This window comes from Microbacterium sp. bgisy203 (assembly GCF_965345155.1).
Taxonomy (GTDB): Bacteria; Actinomycetota; Actinomycetes; order Actinomycetales; family Microbacteriaceae; genus Microbacterium.
In genome coordinates this window covers 61,173-81,984 of record NZ_CBDRLZ010000001.1, presented here as the reverse complement: position 1 = coordinate 81,984, position 20,812 = coordinate 61,173, and the positions used below count along the sequence as shown (strand labels likewise).

The window sequence follows — 20,812 nt, the reverse complement described above, 5'->3', positions numbered from 1 at the left end:
ATGGGCGGGGAAGATGGAATGACGGGCCGGCGCCGACGCGCACACGCTGCGCACTTCACCGCGTTCCCGACGACGGCGCCCGCAGCCACCCCAATGAAGGAGAGCAACGTGTCCACTGTTGACAGCTTCGGTGCGAAGAGCACCCTGACGGTCGGTGGCACCGACTACGAGATCTACCGCATCGACACCGTCGCCGGGTACGAGAAGCTCCCGTTCAGCCTGAAGGTGCTGCTCGAGAACCTGCTGCGCACGGAGGACGGCGCGAATGTCACGAAGGCGCAGATCGAGGCACTCGGCAACTGGGATGCCGACGCCGAGCCCGACACCGAGATCCAGTTCACGCCCGCCCGCGTGGTCATGCAGGACTTCACCGGCGTCCCCTGCATCGTCGACCTCGCCACGATGCGCGAGGCCGTGACCGCCCTCGGCGGCGACCCGAACAAGATCAACCCCCTCTCGCCCGCCGAGATGGTCATCGACCACTCCGTCATCGCCGACCTCTTCGGTTCGGAGAACGCCCTGGAGCGCAACGTCGAGATCGAGTACGAGCGCAACGGTGAGCGCTACCAATTCCTCCGCTGGGGCCAGACCGCCTTCGACGACTTCAAGGTCGTCCCGCCGGGCACCGGCATCGTCCACCAGGTCAACATCGAGCACCTGGCCAAGGTCATCTACGACCGGACCGGCCGTGACGGCGTGCTCCGCGCCTACCCCGACACCTGCGTCGGAACCGACTCGCACACCACGATGGTCAACGGCCTGGGCGTGCTCGGCTGGGGCGTCGGCGGCATCGAGGCCGAGGCCGCGATGCTCGGCCAGCCCGTGTCGATGCTTATCCCGCGCGTCGTCGGATTCAAGCTCACCGGCGAGATCCCCGCCGGCGTCACCGCGACCGACGTCGTCCTCACGATCACCGACATGCTCCGCAAGCACGGCGTGGTCGGCAAGTTCGTCGAGTTCTACGGCAAGGGTGTCGCCTCGGTGCCGCTCGCGAACCGCGCCACCATCGGCAACATGAGCCCCGAGTTCGGCTCCACGGCCGCGATGTTCCCGATCGACGACGTCACGCTCGACTACCTGCGCCTCACGGGCCGCGACGAGCAGACCGTCGCCCTCGTCGAGGCCTACGCCAAGGAGCAGAAGCTCTGGCACGACTCCGACAACGAGCCCGTCTTCAGCGAGTACATGGAGCTCGATCTCGGCACCGTCGTGCCCTCGATCGCCGGCCCCAAGCGCCCGCAGGACCGCATCCTCCTCTCCGAGGCGAAGAGCCAGTTCGAGAAGGACATCGTCAACTACGCGACGCCGTCCTCGACGACCGAGGTCGCCGACCTCGAGTCGATGGGCTCGTTCCCGGCATCCGACCCGGGCGGGGCGCCCGGCGACGAAGAGCCCGAGACCATCGCGGTCCCGATCTCGAGCGGCGCGCCGGCCACGGCATCCAAGCCGGTCAAGGTGACGACCCCCGACGGCACCGCGTACCTCCTCGACAACGGCGCGGTCACCCTCGCCGCGATCACGTCGTGCACGAACACGTCGAACCCGTCGGTCATGATCGCGGCCGGCCTGCTCGCCAAGAAGGCCGTCGACAAGGGCCTCAAGCGCAAGCCGTGGGTCAAGACGACCCTCGGCCCGGGCTCGAAGGTCGTCACCGACTACTACGAGAAGTCCGGCCTCGACAAGGCGCTCGAGGGCCTCGACTTCTACACTGTCGGCTACGGCTGCACCATCTGCATCGGAAACTCCGGTCCGCTGATCGAAGAGGTCTCGGCCGCCATCAATGAGAACGACCTCGCCGTCACGGCCGTCCTCTCCGGCAACCGCAACTTCGAGGGCCGCATCAGCCCCGACGTGAAGATGAACTACCTCGCGTCGCCGCCGCTGGTGGTCGCGTACGCCCTCGCCGGGTCGATGAATTTCGACTTCGAGACCGACCCGCTCGGCACCGACCAGAACGGCGAGGACGTCTTCCTGAAGGACATCTGGCCGGCCCCCGAAGAGGTGCAGCAGGTGATCGACGCGTCGATCTCGCGCGACCAGTTCATCACCCAGTACGCCACCGTCTTCGACGGCGACGAGCGCTGGAAGAGCCTGCCGACGCCCGAAGGCCCCGTCTTCGAGTGGGATGCCGATTCCACCTACGTCCGGAAGGCCCCGTACTTCGAGGGCATGTCGATGGAACTGACCCCGGTCAGCGACATCTCCGGCGCCCGCGTCATGGCGACGCTCGGCGACTCGGTCACCACCGACCACATCTCGCCGGCCGGCAACATCAAGGCGGGCACCCCGGCAGCGCAGTACCTCACCGAGCACGGCGTCGCGCAGAAGGACTTCAACTCCTACGGCTCGCGCCGCGGCAACCACGAGGTCATGATCCGCGGCACGTTCGCGAACATCCGCCTGAAGAACGAGCTCGTCGCCGCCGTCAACGACGGCCAGATCGTGGAGGGCGGCTACACCCGCGACTTCACGCAGGCCGGCGGTCCGCAGTCGTACATCTACGACGCGTGCGAGAACTACGCGGCCCAGGGCACCCCGCTCGTCGTCTTCGGCGGCAAGGAGTACGGCTCGGGCTCGTCGCGCGACTGGGCGGCGAAGGGCACCTCGCTCCTGGGCGTCAAGGCCGTCATCACCGAGAGCTTCGAGCGCATCCACCGCTCGAACCTCATCGGCATGGGCGTCGTGCCGCTGCAGTTCCCCGACGGCGAGTCGTGGAAGAGCCTCGGCCTCGACGGCACGGAGATCGTCTCGATCGAGGGTCTCGAGCAGCTCAACGAGGGCGTCACCCCCAAGACCGTCAAGGTCACGGCATCCCCGAGCGAGTTCTCGCCCGAGGGCAAGGAGACCGTCGTCTTCGACGCCAAGGTCCGCATCGACACGCCCGGTGAGGCCGACTACTACCGCAACGGCGGCATCCTGCAGTACGTGCTGCGCTCGCTCGTCTGAGCCGGCGCCGCCTCGCGAGCCCGTCCCCGTCTGGGGGCGGGCTCGCGTCGTCCCACCCTGGCCTCATCCGGCCGCCGCGCGGCCCACGCCGCACGGGCCGCGCGCGCTCAGCGCCGGGAGAGGCGGAGCATCCAGTCGGCGGGAACGCGCGAGGCGGGGCCGGGAACCGTCTGATCGGCGGGGTGACTCTCGGGCGGCGCGAGCGCCGGGCCGGTCGTGTAGTCGTCGGTCCGGAAGTCGTAGAACCAGTCTTCGCCGGGCTCGAAGCTCCGGATGATCGAGTGGCCCGTCTCGGCCGCGTGCGCGCGGGCGTGCCGCGAGAGCGACTGGTCGCAGCATCCGACGTGCCCGCAGGCGGCGCAGCGGCGCAGGTGCAGCCACCAACCGCCTGTCGCGTCGCAGTCCAGGCATCCGTCGCCGCTCGGCGGCACCTCGGGGTCGATCTCCGCAGTCATCTCGTCCTCCTCGTTCCCCCCGATCCTCCCGCGCGCGGCCGCGGCCCGCCAGACCCCCGCCTGGGGCGTGCGCAGGCCCGGGCGGCGTAGACTCAGGGGATGAGTCTGCTCGCATCGATCACCGGACCGCGCGACCTCGATGCGCTCACCCCGGCGCAGCTGGAGCAGCTCGCCCGGGAGGTGCGCGACTTCCTCGTCGAGAACGTCGCCCGCTCGGGCGGCCACCTCGGCCCCAACCTCGGCGTCGTGGAGCTGACGATCGCGCTGCACCGCGTCTTCGACTCGCCCGCCGATCCCATCATCTTCGACACCGGCCATCAGTCGTACGTGCACAAGCTCCTCACCGGCCGCCAGGACTTCGACAAGCTGCGCTCGCGCGGCGGCCTCGCCGGCTACCCGCAGCGCTCCGAGAGCCCGCACGACGTCGTCGAGTCATCGCACGCCTCCAGCTCGCTCAGCTGGGCCGACGGCATCTCCCGCGCCCTCACCCGCACGGGCCGCACCGACCGCCATGTCGTCGCGGTCGTCGGCGACGGCGCGCTCACCGGCGGCATGACGTGGGAGGCGCTCAACAACATCTCCGACGACAACGACCGCAACCTCGTCATCGTCGTCAACGACAACGGCCGCTCCTACGCGCCCACGATCGGCGGCATGGCCCGCTACCTCAACCGCGTCCGGACGACCGACGGATACGAGAACCTGCGCCGCGGCTCGGCGTCGTTCGCCCGGCTGTTCGGCCCTCCCGGGCGTGCGATGTACCGGGGGCTGCGCGGCGGCACGCACGGGTTCCTGTCGCGCTTCGTCAACAACGAGGCGCTCTACTCGAACCTCGACATCAAGTACCTCGGCCCGATCGACGGTCACGACCTGCCTGTGCTCGAAGAGACCTTGCGCCTCGCCAAGGAGTACCGTGCGCCCGTCATCGTCCACGTCATCACGGAGAAGGGGCGCGGCTACGAGCCCGCCCGTCGCGACGAGGCCGACCAGTTCCACGCGGTCGGAAAGATCGATCCCGCAACGGGGGAGCCGATCGGATCGTCGGATGCCGTCGCATGGACGGATGCCTTCTCCGCGGCGCTCGTCGCCGCCGGCGAGCGACGCGAGGACATCGTGGCGATCACCGCCGCGATGCTCCGCCCCACGGGTCTGCAGCCGTTCGCCCAGCGCTTCCCCGACCGGGTCCTCGACGTCGGCATCGCCGAGCAGCACGCGGTCGCCTCCGCGGCGGGGCTCGCCTTCGGCGGCCTGCACCCGGTCGTCGCCATCTACGCGACGTTCATGAACCGCGCTTTCGACCAGGTGCTGATGGACGTCGCGCTGCACAAGGCGGGGGTCACGTTCGTCCTCGACCGCTCGGGCGTGACCGGCCCCGACGGCCCCAGCCACCACGGGGTGTGGGACCTCGCGATGCTGCAGCTGGTTCCCGGCATCCGCATCGCCGCCCCTCGCGACCAGGCGCGCCTGAGGGAGGAGTTCGACGAGGCGATCGAGGTCTCCGACGGCCCCACCGTCATCCGGTTCCCGAAGGGCGCCGTCGCCCCTGACCTGCCCGCGATCGAGCGCCGCGCCGACGGCACCGACGTGCTGTGGCGGCAGGGGAGCGAGGACGTCCTCCTCGTCGGCATCGGCTCGATGGCCCACCTCGCCGTCGAGGTCGCCGAGCGCCTTCGCGCACAGGGGATCGGCGCGACCGTCATCGACCCGCGCTGGGTGATCCCGGTGCAGCCGAGCGTCATCGAGCTCGCGGCAACCCACCGCCTCGTCATCACGATCGAGGACGGCATCCGCGTCGGCGGTGTCGGCACGCGGGTGCGCCAGGTGCTCCGCGAGGCGGGCGTCGACACGGCGGTGGACGAGCTCGGCCTTCCGGGCGCGTTCATCGACCATGCCTCACGCGAGCAGATCCTCGAGGATGCCGGGCTCACGGCGACCAAGATCGCGCACGACGTCGTCTCGCAGGTGCTGGGAACGCGCATCCCCGTCGCTCGCCCGTCGGCGGACACGGGCGCGATCTGGACGGTCTCGGCGCCGGAGCCGGAGCGTCTCGCAGAGCGCCTTCCCGAGCACGACGGCGAGCCGCAGGAGCGCTGAGCGCGCGTCGGCACGGCCGGTGCGCGCGGTCGCGCGTTCGTCTCGCAGGAGATTCGCGTCCGCACGCCCGCATGCGGGCCTCCTTCGCGCCGCGGAGTCGAGATCTCCTGCGAGACGAACGCCGACGGCGGCGTGACAGCATGGAGGGATGAGCTCCACCGCCAACCTGACCCGTGATGAGACCGCCGCCCGCGCCGCCGGCATCCGCCTCGAGACCGTCGACGTCGACCTCGATCTGCGGAGCGCACCGCGCACGGATGCCGAGACTTTCGCGACGGCATCGACCCTCGTCTTCACCGCCGCCGTCGACGAGACGTGGGTGGACTTCCTGGGCGCATCGGTCGACGAGGTCACGATCAACGGGGTCGCGCAGCCGGTCGACTGGGACGGCGCGCGGGTGCGCCTCACCGGCCTCCAGCCCCACAACACCGTCGTGATACGCGGCACGGCGCGCTACAGCACGTCGGGTGAGGGGCTCCATCGCTTCCGCGACCCGGTCGACGACGCGGTGTACCTGTACACCCAGTACGAGCCGGCCGACTGCCGCCGCGTCTACCCCTGCTTCGAGCAGCCCGACCTCAAAGCCCGCTGGCGTTTCACGGTGACCGCGCCCGCCGACTGGCAGGTGCTCTCCAACGGGGCCGAGACCGGACGTGACGCGGTCGACGGCGGCGTGCGCGTGACCTTCGCGCGCACACTGCCGCTGTCGAGCTACATCACGGCGGTCGCCGCGGGTCCGTACGCGCGTGTCGACGGGGTGTGGGAGGGCCCGGACGGCGATGTTCCGCTCGGGGTCCTCTGCCGCGCCTCGCTCGCGCCGCACCTCATGGGCACCGGTGACGCCGACGAGATCCTCGAGATCACCCGGCGCGGGCTCACGTTCTTCGCCGACGCGTTCGGCCTCGCCTACCCCTGGGGCACCTACGATCAGATCTTCGTGCCGGAGTACAACCTCGGGGCCATGGAGAACCCGGGCCTCGTGACGTTCACGGAGGCCTACATCTTCCGCGGCGCGTCGACGGCAGCGCAGCACGAGGGGCGCGCGAACACGATTCTGCATGAGATGGCCCACATGTGGTTCGGCGACCTCGCGACGATGCGCTGGTGGGATGACCTGTGGCTCAAGGAGTCGTTCGCCGACTTCATGGGCGCCCACGCGGCGGTCGTCGCCGGCGGCTTTCCCGAGGCCTGGGTGACGTTCGCCAGTCGCCGCAAGGGCTGGGCGTATGTGCAGGATCAGCTGCCGACGACGCACCCGATCGTCGCGGACATCCCCGACCTCGAGGCGGCGAAGCTGAACTTCGACGGCATCACCTATGCGAAGGGCGCGTCGGTGCTGAAGCAGCTCGTCGCGTTCGTGGGGGAGGATGCCTTCTTCCACGGCGCCCGGCGCTACTTCGCCGACCACGCCTACGGCAACACGACGCTGCCCGACCTCCTGACGGCCCTCTCCGGCGCCTCCGGCCGCGACCTCTCCGCCTGGAGCGGCGCCTGGCTCGAGACGACCGGGATGTCGCAGCTCTCGGTCTCACGTGGCACCGACGGCGCTCTGACGCTCGTGCAGACCGACCCTCGTCCGCACCGCCTCACCGTCGGGCTGTACGGCTTCGAGGGAGATCGGCTCGTGCGCCGGGGCGGCGTGGACCTCGACATCACGGGCGAGCGCACCCCGATCGAGGTGCTGGTCCTTCCGGCATCCGACCTCATCGTCCCGAACGACGATGATCGCACCTATGCGAAGGTGCTGCTCGATCCGGCGTCGACGGATGCCGTGGAGCGCGGCCTCTCGACGATCGACGACGCCGTGACGCGCGCCGTGATCTGGGCTGCCCTGTGGAACGCGACGCGTGACGGCGACCTGCCCGTCGCCCGCTACCTCGGGATGGCGCTGCGCCACGCTCCCGCAGAGACGAACGTCGCACTCCTGGCGGATGCGCTCGCGCGCGCCGACCAGGCGATCGGGCGGTACGCGACGGACGCGGATCGGCCCCGGCTCGCCGCCGACTGGCTCGACAGCGTCTGGGCGACGCTGTGGGCGGCGGAGCCGGGATCAGACGCGCAGCTGGCATGGGCGCGCGCACTGGGCGCCGCGGCATCGCGCGCGGACGGCCGCGCGGAGGACATCCGCGCGATCCTCTCCGGTGACGCCGCCGCACCCGAGGGACTCGCGCTCGATCCCGAGCTGCGGTGGGCGTGGCTCGTCGCGCTCTCGGCGACCGGACACGCGAGCGTCGCAGACGCGGATGCCGAGCTCGTTCGCGACCCGTCCTCGCAGGGCCGCGCCGCGCGCCTCACGGTGCTCGCTGCCCGCCCCGACGCCGAGGTGCGCGCCGACGCCTGGCAGGCGCCATGGGACGACGAGAGCCTCACGAACGATCAGTTGAGCGCGACGATCGCCGGCGTCCGCGCGGGAGATCACCGCGACCTCCTCGCTCCGTTCGACGAGGAGTATTTCGCACGGATCGCACCGGCCTGGTCGGCGCGGAGCATCGAGATCGCTCGGCGCCTCGTCGTCGGGCTGTTCCCGGCATCCGCCTCACTCGACCTGGCCGACGCGTGGCTGGACAGTCACGCCGACGCGCCGGGCGCGCTGCGCCGCCTCGTCATCGAGCAGCGGGATCACCTGGCGCGGGAGATCCGGGTTCGGGCGACTCAGCCCTGACGGCACCAGGCCCGACCTGTTCGACCCCGTCGGCTTCGAGCTGGTCCACCCGGAGCCGGTATGCCCTGATCATGTCGGCTTCGAGCTGGTCTGCCCGGAGCTGGTCTGCTCTGAGTTTGTCTGCTCTGAGCGCACGGCGGCGGGCTCGGAACCGTCCGAGCGGGACAACGATCGCGGCGGCCACGGCGAAGACGGAGAGGACGAGCGAAAGGCTCAGGTCGAAGCCGCCTGTGATGCTGTAGTTCAGGACCAGAATCGTCGAGACGCCCACCGCCATGCCGAGGACCGCGAAGGCGGCGAGGTGCACAGGTTCGGAGGGGACCCGGCGAAGAGACCGGGCGAGAGCCCACGCCGGACCGGCCCAGACCAGCATCTCGACGAGCGCGATAAGCACGGAGACCGGGAGTGCGTACAGCAAGAAGGCGATCGCATAGGGACTCTCGCCGAAGAAGGTCATGACGAGACACAACAGCAATGAGGCGAGGGAGAACCACCGTACCGCCGAGAACGCGCCCCACCAGAACTCCCGGGCGGTGAACGCCATCGGCTCGGCCGCCGTCCGCGGTGAGCCGGGCACTCCCGCCCCGCTCACGGGCGGACCTCGCCCACGAGTGCCAGCAGCTCGGCGAGCGGTTTCCGGGCGAGGGGGAGGCGCGCGAGCGGAAGCGTGAGCTTCAGGAGCGCCAGGCCACGGTCGAGGAGCCGCCGCGTGCGCTCCTGCGCGGGGGAGTCGTCGTACACCCAGTAGAGCGCGAGCAGGAGGTACGCGACGAACAGCACCGAGGGGAGCGCTGCGGCGACATCTACCGGGAGGGAGCGCTTCGCACCCGCAACCGCGTCGGCGAACAGGCCCTCGGTGACGTCGCGCGCGGCGGTGGAGTCGTGCGACAGCGGGTTCAGCGACGAGCGCGGAGCAAGGGCCGCCGACACGAACTCGGCCGCGTGGTCGTGGTACGGCTCCAGCTCGTCGAGGCCCGTCGTGTAGACGATGCGGAGGCGCTCGACGAGGTCGGCCGACCCTCCGAGCAGCGGCGCGGCGGCGGCGCGGTGCCGCTCCTGCACCTCGAGGTAGAGTTCCTGCACGAGGTCGGCCTTCGAGGCGAAGTGGTAGTTGGTCGTCCCCACCGAGACGCCCGCCTCCTGCGCGATCAGGCGGATCGTCGTCGCGTCGTACCCGCGTTCGCGGAACGAGCGGAGCGCGAGGTCACGGAGGAGACCGCGAGTGCGCTCGCTCTTCGTCGTCGCGGCTCGATCATCAGAACTGAACATGTTCAGATTCTAGCGCATCGCGCGGTCCGGCTCGAGAGGCTCAGACGCTCCGCAGCACGGCGACGGCGCCAGCCCAGTCATCCGCCCCTGCCACTGCGGACCCGGCGGGGTGTCGCCCCGCGATCGCCTCGGCGAGCAGGTAGCCGTCGGTCGTCGCGTCGCCGGTGATGACGACGGACAGCAGCTCAATTCCGCAGGCGGCGCGCACCCGGTCGCTGCACGTTGCGAGTACCGATGCCGACAGCGCCGCGTTCTCGGGGAGCCGGGGCGCCGCCTCATCGCTCACGAGGTCGCGCAGGGCCGCCCCGACGATGTTCCCGGTCCGTTCGGCGACGTACGCGACCTCGAGCTCGAAGACCCGAAGATCGGTGCCCGTGACGAACGGACGCCAGTCGAACGAGGCGTGCACGAGATGCTGCCGTCCGCTGCCGCTCGTCAGCTGCCGAGCGGGGAGATCTGTCGAACGCACGCGCGTGTCGACGCGCCGGTACCACGCGAGCACCGGGAACACGGCGTGCGTGCCCGGGCCGAGCACGACGACCTCTCCGGCCTCATGTCCCCGGCCTGCACGCCGTCGCACGATCGGCCTGCCGTTGCGGGTGCGGATCGCGGCTTCGCCCTCGTCGATCGTGACCATCAGGAGCTTGAAGAGCGCCGGCACCACCAGGAGCACCGTGAGCACCGCCCCGCCGGTCTTGATGAGCGCGTTCATCCCACCCGTGCCGACGAGCGAAGTCAGGGTCTCGATCACGACACCAGGATGCCGCGCCATCCGGCATCCGGCCGCCTGCGGCAGTCAGCGGAACGGAGTCTTCGCCGTCGCGTCACCGAGTGTTCCGCAACCGGACGCGCGCAGACCCGCACCCTCCCCTCCACCCGCAGGTTCGGAGCTGAAACGCAGAATCGGATGCCGCGCGCTGCGGCATCCGATTCTGTGGCGCTTCTCCGAATCCGCGACAGCGGATCGGCCTCAAGGACGGCTCAGGAGCCGATCCCCACGATGCGCGGGTCGTGGAAGGTGCCGCCGAAGACCCGCTCCGACGCACCCTCGCGATCGAGGTACGGCGAGGCGCCGCCGTCGATGAAGGGCCAGCCGGCTCCGAGGATGAGGCACAGATCGATGTCCTCGACCTCGGGCACGACGCCCTCGTCGAGCATGATCTTGATCTCCTGCGCGAGACCGTCCTGCACGCGGCGGAGGATCGTGTCGGCGGGCGTCGGGGTCGAGCCGATGTGACCCTTGATGACCTTCTGGGCCTCCTTGGTGAAGCCCGTGACGCGGCCGCCCTTGTCCTTCTCAACGACCTCCGGCAGCTCCGCGAGCGCGTGGAAGTTCTCGTTCGCGTAGAAGCGGTCGGGGAAGGCGCGCACCATCGTGTCCTGCACGTGCGCGGCGACCTTCCAGCCGACGAGGTCGATGAGCTGGAACGGTCCCATCGGGAGGCCGAGGGGCGCGAACGCCTTCTCGACGTCGGCCACGGGCGTGCCCTCGTAGACGGCGCGGGCGGCCTCGCCCATGACCTTGGCGAGCAGGCGGTTCACGACGAAGCCCGGCGCGTCGGCGGTGAGCACCGCGTTCTTGCCGAGGCCCTTCGCGACGACGAACGCCGTCGACAGGGCCGCGTCCGAGGTCTCCGGCGTCTTCACGATCTCGATGAGCGGCATGACCGCCACCGGGTTGAAGAAGTGGAAGCCGACGAGCCGCTCGGGGTGGGCGAGCTTCGACCCGATCTCCTCGACCGACAGCGACGAGGTGTTGGTCGCGAGGATCGCGTCCTCCGCGATGATCGGCTCGATCTCGCCGAACACCTGCTGCTTGACGCCGACCTCTTCGAAGACGGCCTCGATGACGAAGTCGCAGTCCGCGTAGAGGCTCTTGTCGGTGGTGCCGGTGACGAGCGCGCGCAGCTGGTTGGCGGTGTCGCCGTCGAGGCGACCCTTCTGCTCGAGCTTCGAGATCTCGTCGTGGATGTAGGCCACACCCTTGTCGACACGGGCCTGGTCGAGGTCCGTGATGAGCACGGGCACCTTGAGGCGACGCACGAACAGGAGGGCGAACTGGCTCGCCATGAGGCCCGCACCGATGATTCCGACCTTCGTGACCTTCTTCGCGAGGGCCTTGTCGGGCGCGCCGACAGGGCGCTTCGCGCGCTTCTGCACGAGGTCGAAAGCGTACATCGACGCCGCGAACTGGTCACCGGTCACGAGGTCGGCGAGGGCGTCGTCCTCGCGGGCGAAGCCCTCTTCCTTCGTGCCGCTCTTGGCCTTGTCGAGCAGGTCGAGGGCCACGTACGGCGAGCGGGGAACCGTGCCGATCTTCGACTCGAGCATGTTGCGCGCCATCTTGATGGCGACGGGCCACTTGACGGTGCGCTCGATCTTGCCGGGCGCGTTCTTGCGCTCGACCTTGATCGCCCCGGTCAGCACGCCGTCCGCCCACGCGAGCGAGTCCTCGAGGAACGTCGCCGCGGGGAAGATCGCGTCCATGATGCCGAGGTCGTACGCCTGCTGCGGCTTCAGCATGCGGTTCTGCTTCAGCGGGTTCGAGATCACGACCTCGAGGGCGTTCTCGATGCCGATGAGGTTCGGCAGCAGGTAGGCGCCACCCCAGCCGGGGATGATGCCGAGGAAGACCTCGGGAAGGGCGATCGCGGCCGCCGAGGCATCCACCGTGCGGTAGTGCGAGTTGAGGCCGATCTCGAGGCCGCCGCCGAGGGCGAGGCCGTTCGTGAAGGTGAAGGTCGGCACGCCGATGGTGGCGAGCTTGCTGTAGACCTTGTGGCCGAGCTGGGCCACGAGTTTGGCGTTGTCCTTCGACCCGACCTTCGTGATGTCGGAGAGGTCGGCGCCGGCGGCGAGGATGTACTGCTTGCCGGTGATGCCGACCGCGTCGATCTCACCCGCCGCGGCGCGCGCGGTGAGGGTGTCGAGGGTCTCGCCGAGCTCGGTCATCGTGGCCGGGCCGAGCGTGTTCGGGCGGGTGTGGTCGCGACCGTTGTCGAGCGTGATGAGCGCGAGCACCTTGCCCGAGCGCAGCGTCACGTCGCGCACGCGCGAGTGTGTGATCACCTCGTCGTCGGTGAGCGCGAGGATGGGGGAGAAGTCGATCTCGTCGTAGTTCGTCATCGCGATCAGCGCTTCTTTCCGTTGTAGTGCGGGTTCTCCCAGATGACCGACCCGCCCTGGCCGAGGCCCACGCACATGGCGGTGAGGCCGTAGCGGACGTCGGGACGCTCGGCGAACTGCGCCGCGAGCTGGATCATCAGACGCACACCGGATGCCGCGAGCGGGTGTCCGAGCGCGATCGCGCCGCCCCACTGGTTGACGCGGGGGTCGTCGTCGGCGATGCCGAAGTGGTCGAGGAGCGAGAGCACCTGCACGGCGAACGCCTCGTTCAGCTCGAACAGGCCGATGTCCTCGATCTTCAGGCCGGCCTTCTTCAGCGCCTTCTCGGTCGAGGGGATCGGGCCGATGCCCATGATCTCGGGCTGGACGCCGGCGAACGCGAACGAGACCATCCGCATCTTCGGCGTGAGACCGAGCTCCTTCACGGCGTGCTTTCCGGCGAGCAGCGACATCGTCGCGCCGTCGGTGAGGGGCGAGGAGGTGCCGGCGGTGACGCGGCCGTGCGGGCGGAAGGGGGTCTTCAGCGCGGCGAGGTCTTCCATCGTGGTCTGCGGGCGGCGGCCCTCGTCCTCGGTGGCCAGGCCCCAGCTGCCCTCGGCATCCTTCACGGCGACCGACACGAGGTCGGGCTGGAACTTGCCGGCCTCGTACGCGGCCTGCGCCTTGTGCTGGCTCAGCATGCCGAAGCGGTCGGAGCGCTCCTTGGTCAGCTGCGGGAAGCGGTCGAAGATGCGCTCGGCCGTGACGCCCATGTTCAGCGCACCCGGGTCGACCATGCGCTCCGAGACGAAGCGCGGGTTCGGGTCGGCGTTGCCACCTATCGGGTAGTGACCCATGTGCTCGACGCCGCCGGCGAGGGCGAGATCGTACATGCCCGATCCGATCGCGCCGCCCATCATGGCGACGCTCGTCATCGCGCCCGCGCACATGCGGTCGATCGCGAAGCCGGGAACCGTCTGCGGGAGACCCGCGAGGATCGCGACCGAACGCCCCAGGGTGAGGCCCTGCTCGCCGGTCTGGCTGGTCGCGGCGATCGCGACGTCGTCGATCCGGTCGGCGGGCACGTCCGCGTTCCGCTCCATGAGTCCGATGGTCGCCTTGACCGCGAGGTCATCGGCGCGGGTGTTCCAATACATGCCCTTTTCGCCGGCGCGACCGAACGGGGTCCGCATGCCATCGACGAAGTAGACGTCCGAAATCTCGGCCACACTGCCTCCAAGGTAAATGAGATTGAGTACAGCCTAACGTGACACTCAGTCTCGCGAAGCCGCTTGGTCCGATTCTACGAGGCGTCGGCGGGAGCGTCCTCGGAAGCCTGCACGGATTCGACAAACGCCTGCGCGATCACGGGAGCGGTGAGGGCGACCTGCCAGGGGCGCGCGCCGCGCGCGGCGAGGGCGGCGCCCACCGAGTCACTGTCGATCTCGTCGGGTGCCTCCCACGCCACCCGGCGCAGCGTGTCGGGCGTGAGGAGGTTCTCCGTGGGCATGTTCAGATCGCGCGCGAGCTGCTCGATGAGCGGGCGTGCCGCTTTGAGGCGAAGGTCGGCGGGCGGGTTGCGGTCGGCCCACGCCCGGACGGGCGGCATGCCGTCGCCGGGGACCCGCTCGACAGGAAGCGCGGGGTCGGTCCGGCCTGTCTCGATCGCGGCCCACCAGCGGTCGAGCTGGGTGCGGCTCGCGCGCCCGGTGAAGTCCTTCACCCGCGACAGTTCCTGCTTGCTCGCGGGGTTCGCGAGCACCGCGGCGACGAGGGAGCGGTCGGGCACGAGGCGACCCGGGGCCGTGTCCTGCTCGCGGGCGTAGTCCTCGCGGGCCTGCCACAGCGCGCGGGCGATCGCGAGCGCACGCCTCCCGCGCACGGTGTGGAGACCGCTGAGCCGGCGCCACGGCTCTTCGCGCGGCGGCTTCTCGGGGCGGGTGCGAACAGCCTCGAACTCCTGCGCAGCGAGGTCGGTCTTGTCCTGCTCGGCGAGCTCGGCGACCAGGGCGTCGTAGACATCGACCAGGTGCAGCACGTCGAGCGCGGCGTATTCGAGCCACGGCTGGGGGAGCGGGCGGGTCGACCAGTCGGCCGCCGAATGCGCCTTGGCCAGCGTGATGCCGAGGGTGTCCTCGACGACGGCTCCGAGTCCCACGCGCTCGTGGCCCAAGAGGCGCGCCGCGAGCTCGGTGTCGAAGATCGACGGCGGGGTGAGGCCCAGTTCGTGCAGCGAAGGCAGGTCCTGGCTCGCGGCATGGAGGATCCACTCCTCCTCGCCGATCGCGCGCTGAAGCGCCGTCATGTCGCCGATCGCCGGCGGGTCGAAGAGGAACACGCCCGCCCCGCGGCGGAACACCTGGACCAGGTACGCGCGCTGCGAGTAGCGGAACCCCGAGGCGCGCTCGACGTCGACGGCCACGGGACCCGTTCCCGCCGCGAGCGTGCGCGCCGCGGCATCCAGCCCGCCCGCATCGGCGATGACGTCGTACTCAGCCACGCGTCGACCTGCGACCTCTGAACACCGCGATCCCTTCCGATTCCGGCGGAAGACCCGCCAGCATGCACACCAATTCTGCCCACGCGTCCACCTGTGCGGCGATGTCGACCTGTGCGGCGATGTCCCCGTCTCCACCACTGCCTCCCGCAGGCGACCACGATGCGCGCAGTTCGATCTGTGCGCCGTCGCCTTCGCCGGCGAGACCCCCGAATCCCTTCGAGAGGGTCTTCGTCGCTGTGCCGGATGCCGAATGGAACGCCGCCCCTCGGGCCTCCAGCGCGTCGACGAGCCACGACCAGGCTACGTCGGCGAGGAGCGGATCGGTGCCGATCTCCGGCTCGAGGGGAGCCTGCGCGAAGCAGACGATGCGCCACGGACCACCCCACGCGTCCGGCTCGGAGGGGTCGTGGAGCACGATGAGGCGCCCGGTGCCGTACTCGGAATCGGCGCCGTCGCTCTCGGGGCGCACATCACCGGCGATCGCGTACGCCTCGGGCGCGAGGGAGGCGGGTGCGGGGATCTCGCGCACCGAGAAGTCGGGGCGGAAGGTGAGCGCGCGCACGGAATCCACGACGCCGGTCATCGCCGCAGAGCCGGCCAGGGGACGGGGTTCATCCACGCCGTCAGACTAGAATGCACAGACGATGAAGGCATCCAGGCGCGCCGCCTTCGGCGCCTCACGATCCGGCTCGGCGCCTTCCGCGTCCGCGGCCGCTCTGCGGGGCACCGCGCTGGCCCTGGCCTCCGCACTCACCGTCGTCTCCGCAGCTCTCGCCGTCGTCACGGTGCGCGTCGCCCGTCGGGTCGTCATGCCCGCCGCGCGCGCCGTCGACACGCGCATCCTGGGGGTCGACGTCGCCGCACAGACGGTGACCCTCTCGCGCACCCCCGACACGCAGCTGCCTGGTCGATACGGGCTGTTCACGACCGGCGCCGCCGACTATCTGAAGATCGGGTCGGTGCTCTCGAGCGATGCCGCGAGCGTCACCCGCAAGCTCCTGACGGAGGTCGACGGCGAGACGCAGCTCACCCCCGACGCCGCCTTCAGCGGGTGGTACTACCGCACCCCCGACGAACTGCACCTGCCGTACACAGAGGTGCACGTGGCCGCGCCGATCGGCCCTTGCCCCGCGTGGCTGTTCCCCGCCGGCAGCGGCCCCGAGGGCACGGCCGACACGTGGGTCATCCAGATCCACGGCCGCGGCACCACCCGCTCCGAGTGCCTCCGCGCGGTGCCCGTCTTCCACGCGCTGGGTCTGACGTCGCTCGTCGTCTCGTACCGCAACGACGGCGACGCGCCGCACACCCGCACCGGCAGTTACGCCCTCGGCGCGACGGAGTGGCGTGACGTCGACGCCGCCATCTCCTGGGCGCGGCACCGGGGCGCACGTCGCATCGTCCTCATGGGGTGGTCGATGGGGGGCGCCATCGCGTTGCAGCTCGCGCTCCGCTCCGCGCACCGCGAGATGATCGCGGGGCTCGTGCTCGATTCCCCCGTCGTCGACTGGCGCACGGTCCTCGAGTACCAGGGCCGGGCGCTCCGCCTGCCCGCCCCCGTCACCGACCTCGCGATCGGCACCCTGTCCGCCGACTGGGCGACGCCCGCGACGCGCGCCGATGAGGGCATCCCGTTCGATCGGCTCGATCTCGTCGCGCGGTCGGGCGAGCTGCGGCATCCGATCCTCATCCTGCACAGCGATGACGACGGCTTCGTCCCGTCGACCGCGTCCCATGCCCTGGCCGAGGCCCGACCCGACCTCGTCGAACTCCAGACGTTCACGACCGCACGCCACACCAAGCTGTGGAACTACGACCAGCAGCGCTGGACCGACGCGATCGACGACTGGCTCCGCCGACACGACCTCCTCCCCGCCGAAAAGAGCGCCCTGTGAGCATCCAGTGACGATCGTCCATCTGACCGAGCGCAACCCTCAGGTATCCGGCGACGAGATGGTCGCGGCGCTCGTGCCGCCACCCCAGTTCGACGGCGCGAGCTTCGAGACCTACCGCGCCGACCCGGCCTACCCGTCTCAGCAGGAGGCGAAAGACCTTCTCACGGCGTTCAGCCGTGGGGGGGCTCCGGCCGAGCGCGGGGGACTCTTCCGCCGGGCCAAGCGCGCGCCCGAGATGAAGCCGGGCGTCTACCTCGACGGCGGGTTCGGCGTCGGCAAGACCCACCTGCTGGCCTCGATCTACCATGCGATGCCCGCGCGCCGGAAGTACTTCGGCTCGTTCATCGAGTACACCGCCCTCGTCGGCGCGCTCGGCTATCAGAAGACCGTCGAGCTGTTCCGCGGCGCCGACCTCCTGTGCATCGACGAGTTCGAGCTCGACGACCCCGGCGACACGATGGTGATGACGCGCCTTCTGGGCGAGCTCGTCCCCACCGGTACACGCCTCGCTGCGACCTCGAACACGCCGCCGAACGCGCTCGGCGAGGGTCGCTTCGCGGCACAGGACTTCCTTCGCGAGATCCACGCGATGTCCGCGAGCTTCGAGACCATCCGCATCGACGGGACCGACTACCGCCAGCGCGCGATCGACGGGCACGCCGTCGTCCTGGATGACGCGGCGTACACGCAGGCGCTGACGGATGCCGACGCCTCCGGCACGGCATCCGACGACGCGTTCGACGGACTCATCCGCCACCTCGCCTCCGTGCACCCGTCGCGCTACATCCGACTCATCGAGGGGCTCGACACGATCGGGCTGCGGGATGTCGCGGAGCTGCAGGACCAATCGGCGGCGCTGCGCTTCGTCGCCTTCGTCGACCGCGCCTACGACGCGCAGATCCCCGTGCGCGCGACCGGGCTCGGCCTCAACGAGGTCTTCGCGCCTGAGATGCTCGCCGGCGGATACCGCAAGAAGTACCTGCGCGCCATCTCGCGACTGAACGCGCTCACGCATTCCTGAGCGGATCCGCCCGCGACACGCAGGAGCGCGAAACGTGATGTTCACATCGCGCGGGGGCATGTAACCGACGCGAAACACGCTGCGCACGGCGGAGGAAACCGCACGTCGCCACACTGGGTCTCGCCCGGACCGCTGCGACCCGAAACGCTGCAGGGGAGGGGCTTTGAGTTACACAACCCCGAGTGAGGACCTTCATGGACAGCGGAAACCTCGCGTGGTCTGTCGCCGCGACAGCCCTCGTGCTTTTTATGACGCCGGGTGTGGCGTTCTTCTACGGCGGCCTCGTCAAGGCCAAGAGCGTCGTCAGCATGATGATGATGAGCTTCGGCGCGATGGGCCTGGTCGGCGTGCTCTGGATCCTGTACGGCTCCAACATGACCGCCATCGCAGACGGCGAGAACCAGTTCCTCGCCGGAAACCCCTTCAGCGACTTCGGCCTGGCGAACACCGGCAGTGACGGGCTGGTCGTCTCCGCGTACGGTGCGACCTTCGCCATTATCACCGTCGCGCTCATCTCCGGAGCGATCGCCGACCGCGCGAAGTTCGGCTCGTGGATGATCTTCGCCGGCATCTGGGCGACGGTCGTCTACTTCCCGGTCGCCGCGTGGGTCTGGGGCGGCGGCTGGGTGTACAACCTCGGCGCGAACATGGGCCTCGACGTCAGCGTGATCGACTATGCCGGTGGTACCGCGGTGCACATCAACGCCGGTGCAGCCGCGCTCGCGCTCGCGCTCGTGCTCGGCAAGCGCGTCGGCTTCCAGAAGGGCATCCACAAGCCCCACAACGTTCCTCTCGTGATGCTCGGTGCCGCGATCCTGTGGTTCGGATGGTTCGGCTTCAACGCGGGCGCCGAGGGCACGTTCTCGCTGCTCGGCACGGAGGGCTCGTCCGTGGGCCTCATCGTGATCAACACGCTGGGCGCGACGGCCGCGGCGATCATCGGCTGGATCGTCGTCGAGAAGATCAAGGACGGCAAGCCCACCGCCGTCGGCGCCGCCTCCGGCGCCGTCGCGGGTCTCGTCGCGATCACCCCGTCGTGCGCCGCCCTCGCGCCGGGCTGGGCGCTGCTGCTCGGCGTCATCACCGGTGCGGTCTGCGCCCTGGCGATCGAGCTCAAGTGGAAGCTCGGCTACGACGACTCGCTCGACGTCGTGGGCGTCCACCTCGTCGGTGGTCTCATCGGCACGCTCTACCTCGGCTTCTTCGCCAACGGCACCGGTCTGTTCACCGGAGGCAACGGGGCGCAGCTGCTCGTACAGGCGATCGCCGCCTTCGGCGTGCTGATCTACTCCTTCGTCGTGGCCTACCTCCTCGGCCTCCTCATCGAGAAGACGATCGGGTTCCGCGTCAAGAACGAGGACGAGATCGCCGGCATCGACACCGTCGTGCACGGCGAGGAGGGCTACGCGCTGGTCGACTGACCGCACATCGCGTTCCCCGAGGGGCGCCGGGCTTCGGCTCGGCGCCCCTCGTCGCGCCGCCTGGGTCGCACCTCGGGCGGCGTTGTTAGGCTGACGCGCATGCACGCACGTCGCGACGGGTTCGGTGTCGGTCTGCTCCAGAGCCTGCTGAAGGCGTTCACGCGGCCCGCGCAGACATCGGAGCCACCGTCTCGCACGGCCACAGGCAGGTCGTCCCGCCTGTCCTCCGGAGCCCCTTCCTGGGGCGCGGACGGCGTGGATGCCGAGGCGCACCGCGGACGGAGCGGAGTCACCGCCACGAAAGAGATCGACCCGCCGGATGCGCGCGGCCTCACGATCACGTACGCGCCCGACCGCGACGGCGACCCGGACGCGGGGGAGGTCGTCTGGACGTGGGTGCCGTACGCCGAGAACGACGGCCGCGGCAAGGACCGGCCCGTGCTCGTCATCGCGCGCCAGAACGCCGACCGCGTCTACGCGGTACGTCTGACGAGCAAGGCGCACGAGGGCGACCGCGACTTCCTGGCCATCGGCTCCGGCCCGTGGGACTCGCAGGGTCGTCCCTCATGGGTCGACATCGAGCAGGTGTACACCGTGCATCGCGACGGCATGCGCCGCGAGGCATCCGCGCTCGATCTGGATCGCTTCACCCGCGTCGCCGCCGCATTGCAGCAGCGTTACGGCTGGGCAGTCGGTTCCTGACTCCGCGCGACGCGCCGGTGCCGAACTGCAAGGGATCAGGACGGACACGCCGTGACGGATGCCATCACGGCGGCGTGTCGTCGGCGACCCCTTGCAGATCGTGTCGCCCCGGGGGTACGAGAAAACCCCCGGCGAAGCGAGGGTTTCGTGGTGGGCGATACCAGACTCGAACTGATGACCTCTTCCGTGTGAAGGAAGCGCGCTACCAACTGCGCCAATCGCCCGTGAGCGCGGAGAAGATTCTGCGCGCCGAGACTCGATGCTACCGGATGCCGACCCCACCCGCCGAATCGCGCACGTGACACGCGCGGGCGCGCATCGGTTTTGCGCTGGGCCGATCGTCGGCTAAAGTCGATCAAGCGCCTGAGGGAGTCGGAGACGACAACCAGGGAGCACGCGGATGTAGCGCAGTTGGTAGCGCATCACCTTGCCAAGGTGAGGGTCGCGAGTTCGAGTCTCGTCATCCGCTCGAGTGCAGCGGTCGTTCTTCGGAATGATCACGGCACGTGGGGTCAAACCACACGGTTTAATCACACGGTGGTTAAACACCACACGGTGGTTGAACACACGGTGGCGTGGCCGAGCGGCTAGGCACCGGCCTGCAAAGCCGTTTACACGGGTTCGAATCCCGTCGCCACCTCACGTCACAACTGAATACGCCTGTACAGGCGCGATTGGCGCAGCGGTAGCGCGCTTCCCTGACACGGAAGAGGTCACTGGTTCGATCCCAGTATCGCGCACATAT

At 69.8% G+C, this 20,812-nt stretch carries 15 protein-coding genes and 4 tRNA genes; 10 read left to right on the top strand and 9 right to left on the bottom strand.

Annotation, left to right across the window (positions count from 1 at the left end; all coding sequences use genetic code 11):
* Positions 1–108 precede the first annotated feature (108 nt).
* Positions 109–2,946, top strand: a complete 2,838-nt coding sequence (locus ACRVYW_RS00390) for an aconitate hydratase (protein ID WP_431800636.1) — start codon at positions 109–111, stop codon at positions 2,944–2,946.
* A gap of 107 nt (positions 2,947–3,053) precedes the next feature.
* Here the strand turns inward: ACRVYW_RS00390 and ACRVYW_RS00385 are convergent, their stop codons facing one another.
* Positions 3,054–3,401: a UBP-type zinc finger domain-containing protein gene (locus ACRVYW_RS00385; protein ID WP_431800634.1), complete on the bottom strand. Its 348-nt coding sequence runs from the start codon at positions 3,399–3,401 to the stop codon at positions 3,054–3,056.
* Between the two features lie 99 nt (positions 3,402–3,500).
* Between ACRVYW_RS00385 and dxs the strand changes: the two genes are divergently transcribed.
* Both dxs and pepN read left to right on the top strand, forming a co-directional pair.
* Positions 3,501–5,495, top strand: coding sequence for a 1-deoxy-D-xylulose-5-phosphate synthase (gene dxs / locus ACRVYW_RS00380; protein ID WP_431800632.1), 1,995 nt, complete (start codon positions 3,501–3,503; stop codon positions 5,493–5,495).
* 148 nt (positions 5,496–5,643) lie between these two features.
* Positions 5,644–8,157, top strand: a complete 2,514-nt coding sequence (gene pepN / locus ACRVYW_RS00375; protein WP_431800630.1) for an aminopeptidase N — start codon at positions 5,644–5,646, stop codon at positions 8,155–8,157.
* Here the strand turns inward: pepN and ACRVYW_RS00370 are convergent.
* The 7 genes from ACRVYW_RS00370 to ACRVYW_RS00340 form a co-directional block, all read right to left on the bottom strand.
* A complete protein-coding gene (locus tag ACRVYW_RS00370; protein ID WP_431800628.1) occupies positions 8,099–8,701 on the bottom strand; it encodes a hypothetical protein in 603 nt (200 codons plus the stop codon). The two genes, pepN and ACRVYW_RS00370, sit on opposite strands and share 59 nt — an antisense overlap.
* Positions 8,702–8,745: 44 nt before the next feature.
* Entirely contained in the window at positions 8,746–9,426 is a 681-nt protein-coding gene (locus tag ACRVYW_RS00365; RefSeq protein ID WP_431800626.1) for a TetR family transcriptional regulator, read from the bottom strand.
* Positions 9,427–9,466: 40 nt separating this feature from the next.
* Positions 9,467–10,177 carry an SPFH domain-containing protein gene (locus ACRVYW_RS00360; protein WP_431800624.1) on the bottom strand — a complete coding sequence of 237 codons (711 nt, stop codon included), beginning with the start codon at positions 10,175–10,177 and terminating at the stop codon, positions 9,467–9,469.
* 230 nt (positions 10,178–10,407) lie between these two features.
* On the bottom strand, positions 10,408–12,552 hold the full coding sequence (locus ACRVYW_RS00355; RefSeq protein ID WP_431800623.1) for a 3-hydroxyacyl-CoA dehydrogenase NAD-binding domain-containing protein: 2,145 nt from the start codon (positions 12,550–12,552) through the stop codon (positions 10,408–10,410).
* 5 nt (positions 12,553–12,557) lie between these two features.
* Entirely contained in the window at positions 12,558–13,760 is a 1,203-nt protein-coding gene (locus tag ACRVYW_RS00350) for a thiolase family protein (RefSeq protein ID WP_431800621.1), read from the bottom strand.
* Positions 13,761–13,834: 74 nt separating this feature from the next.
* Positions 13,835–15,031 (bottom strand): ribonuclease D, encoded by a 1,197-nt coding sequence (locus ACRVYW_RS00345; RefSeq protein WP_431800619.1) that lies wholly within the window; start codon positions 15,029–15,031, stop codon positions 13,835–13,837.
* Positions 15,024–15,614 (bottom strand): DUF3000 domain-containing protein, encoded by a 591-nt coding sequence (locus ACRVYW_RS00340; RefSeq protein WP_431801700.1) that lies wholly within the window; start codon positions 15,612–15,614, stop codon positions 15,024–15,026. The genes ACRVYW_RS00345 and ACRVYW_RS00340 overlap by 8 nt, the downstream gene beginning before the upstream one ends.
* Positions 15,615–15,675: 61 nt before the next feature.
* On the opposite strand from ACRVYW_RS00340, the gene ACRVYW_RS00335 reads away from it, so the two are divergent.
* The 4 genes from ACRVYW_RS00335 (at position 15,676) to ACRVYW_RS00320 (ending at position 20,067) form a co-directional block, all read left to right on the top strand.
* Positions 15,676–16,923, top strand: a complete 1,248-nt coding sequence (locus ACRVYW_RS00335; protein WP_431800617.1) for an alpha/beta hydrolase family protein — start codon at positions 15,676–15,678, stop codon at positions 16,921–16,923.
* Positions 16,924–16,981: 58 nt separating this feature from the next.
* Positions 16,982–17,944 carry a cell division protein ZapE gene (gene zapE / locus ACRVYW_RS00330; RefSeq protein ID WP_431801698.1) on the top strand — a complete coding sequence of 321 codons (963 nt, stop codon included), beginning with the start codon at positions 16,982–16,984 and terminating at the stop codon, positions 17,942–17,944.
* Positions 17,945–18,138: 194 nt separating this feature from the next.
* A complete protein-coding gene (locus tag ACRVYW_RS00325) occupies positions 18,139–19,365 on the top strand; it encodes an ammonium transporter (RefSeq protein WP_431801697.1) in 1,227 nt (408 codons plus the stop codon).
* Between the two features lie 99 nt (positions 19,366–19,464).
* Complete coding sequence (locus ACRVYW_RS00320) at positions 19,465–20,067, top strand: type II toxin-antitoxin system PemK/MazF family toxin (RefSeq protein ID WP_431800616.1); 603 nt, start codon at positions 19,465–19,467, stop codon at positions 20,065–20,067.
* A gap of 148 nt (positions 20,068–20,215) precedes the next feature.
* Here the strand turns inward: ACRVYW_RS00320 and ACRVYW_RS00315 are convergent.
* A tRNA-Val gene (locus tag ACRVYW_RS00315) sits at positions 20,216–20,291 on the bottom strand.
* Positions 20,292–20,463: 172 nt separating this feature from the next.
* Here ACRVYW_RS00315 and ACRVYW_RS00310 point away from each other — a divergent pair.
* From ACRVYW_RS00310 to ACRVYW_RS00300, 3 genes are all read left to right on the top strand, one after another.
* A tRNA-Gly gene (locus ACRVYW_RS00310) sits at positions 20,464–20,536 on the top strand.
* 100 nt (positions 20,537–20,636) lie between these two features.
* Positions 20,637–20,707 (top strand) — tRNA-Cys (locus ACRVYW_RS00305).
* Positions 20,708–20,735: 28 nt separating this feature from the next.
* Positions 20,736–20,807: transfer RNA gene (locus ACRVYW_RS00300), tRNA-Val, on the top strand.
* The last annotated feature ends 5 nt before the right edge of the window (positions 20,808–20,812 follow it).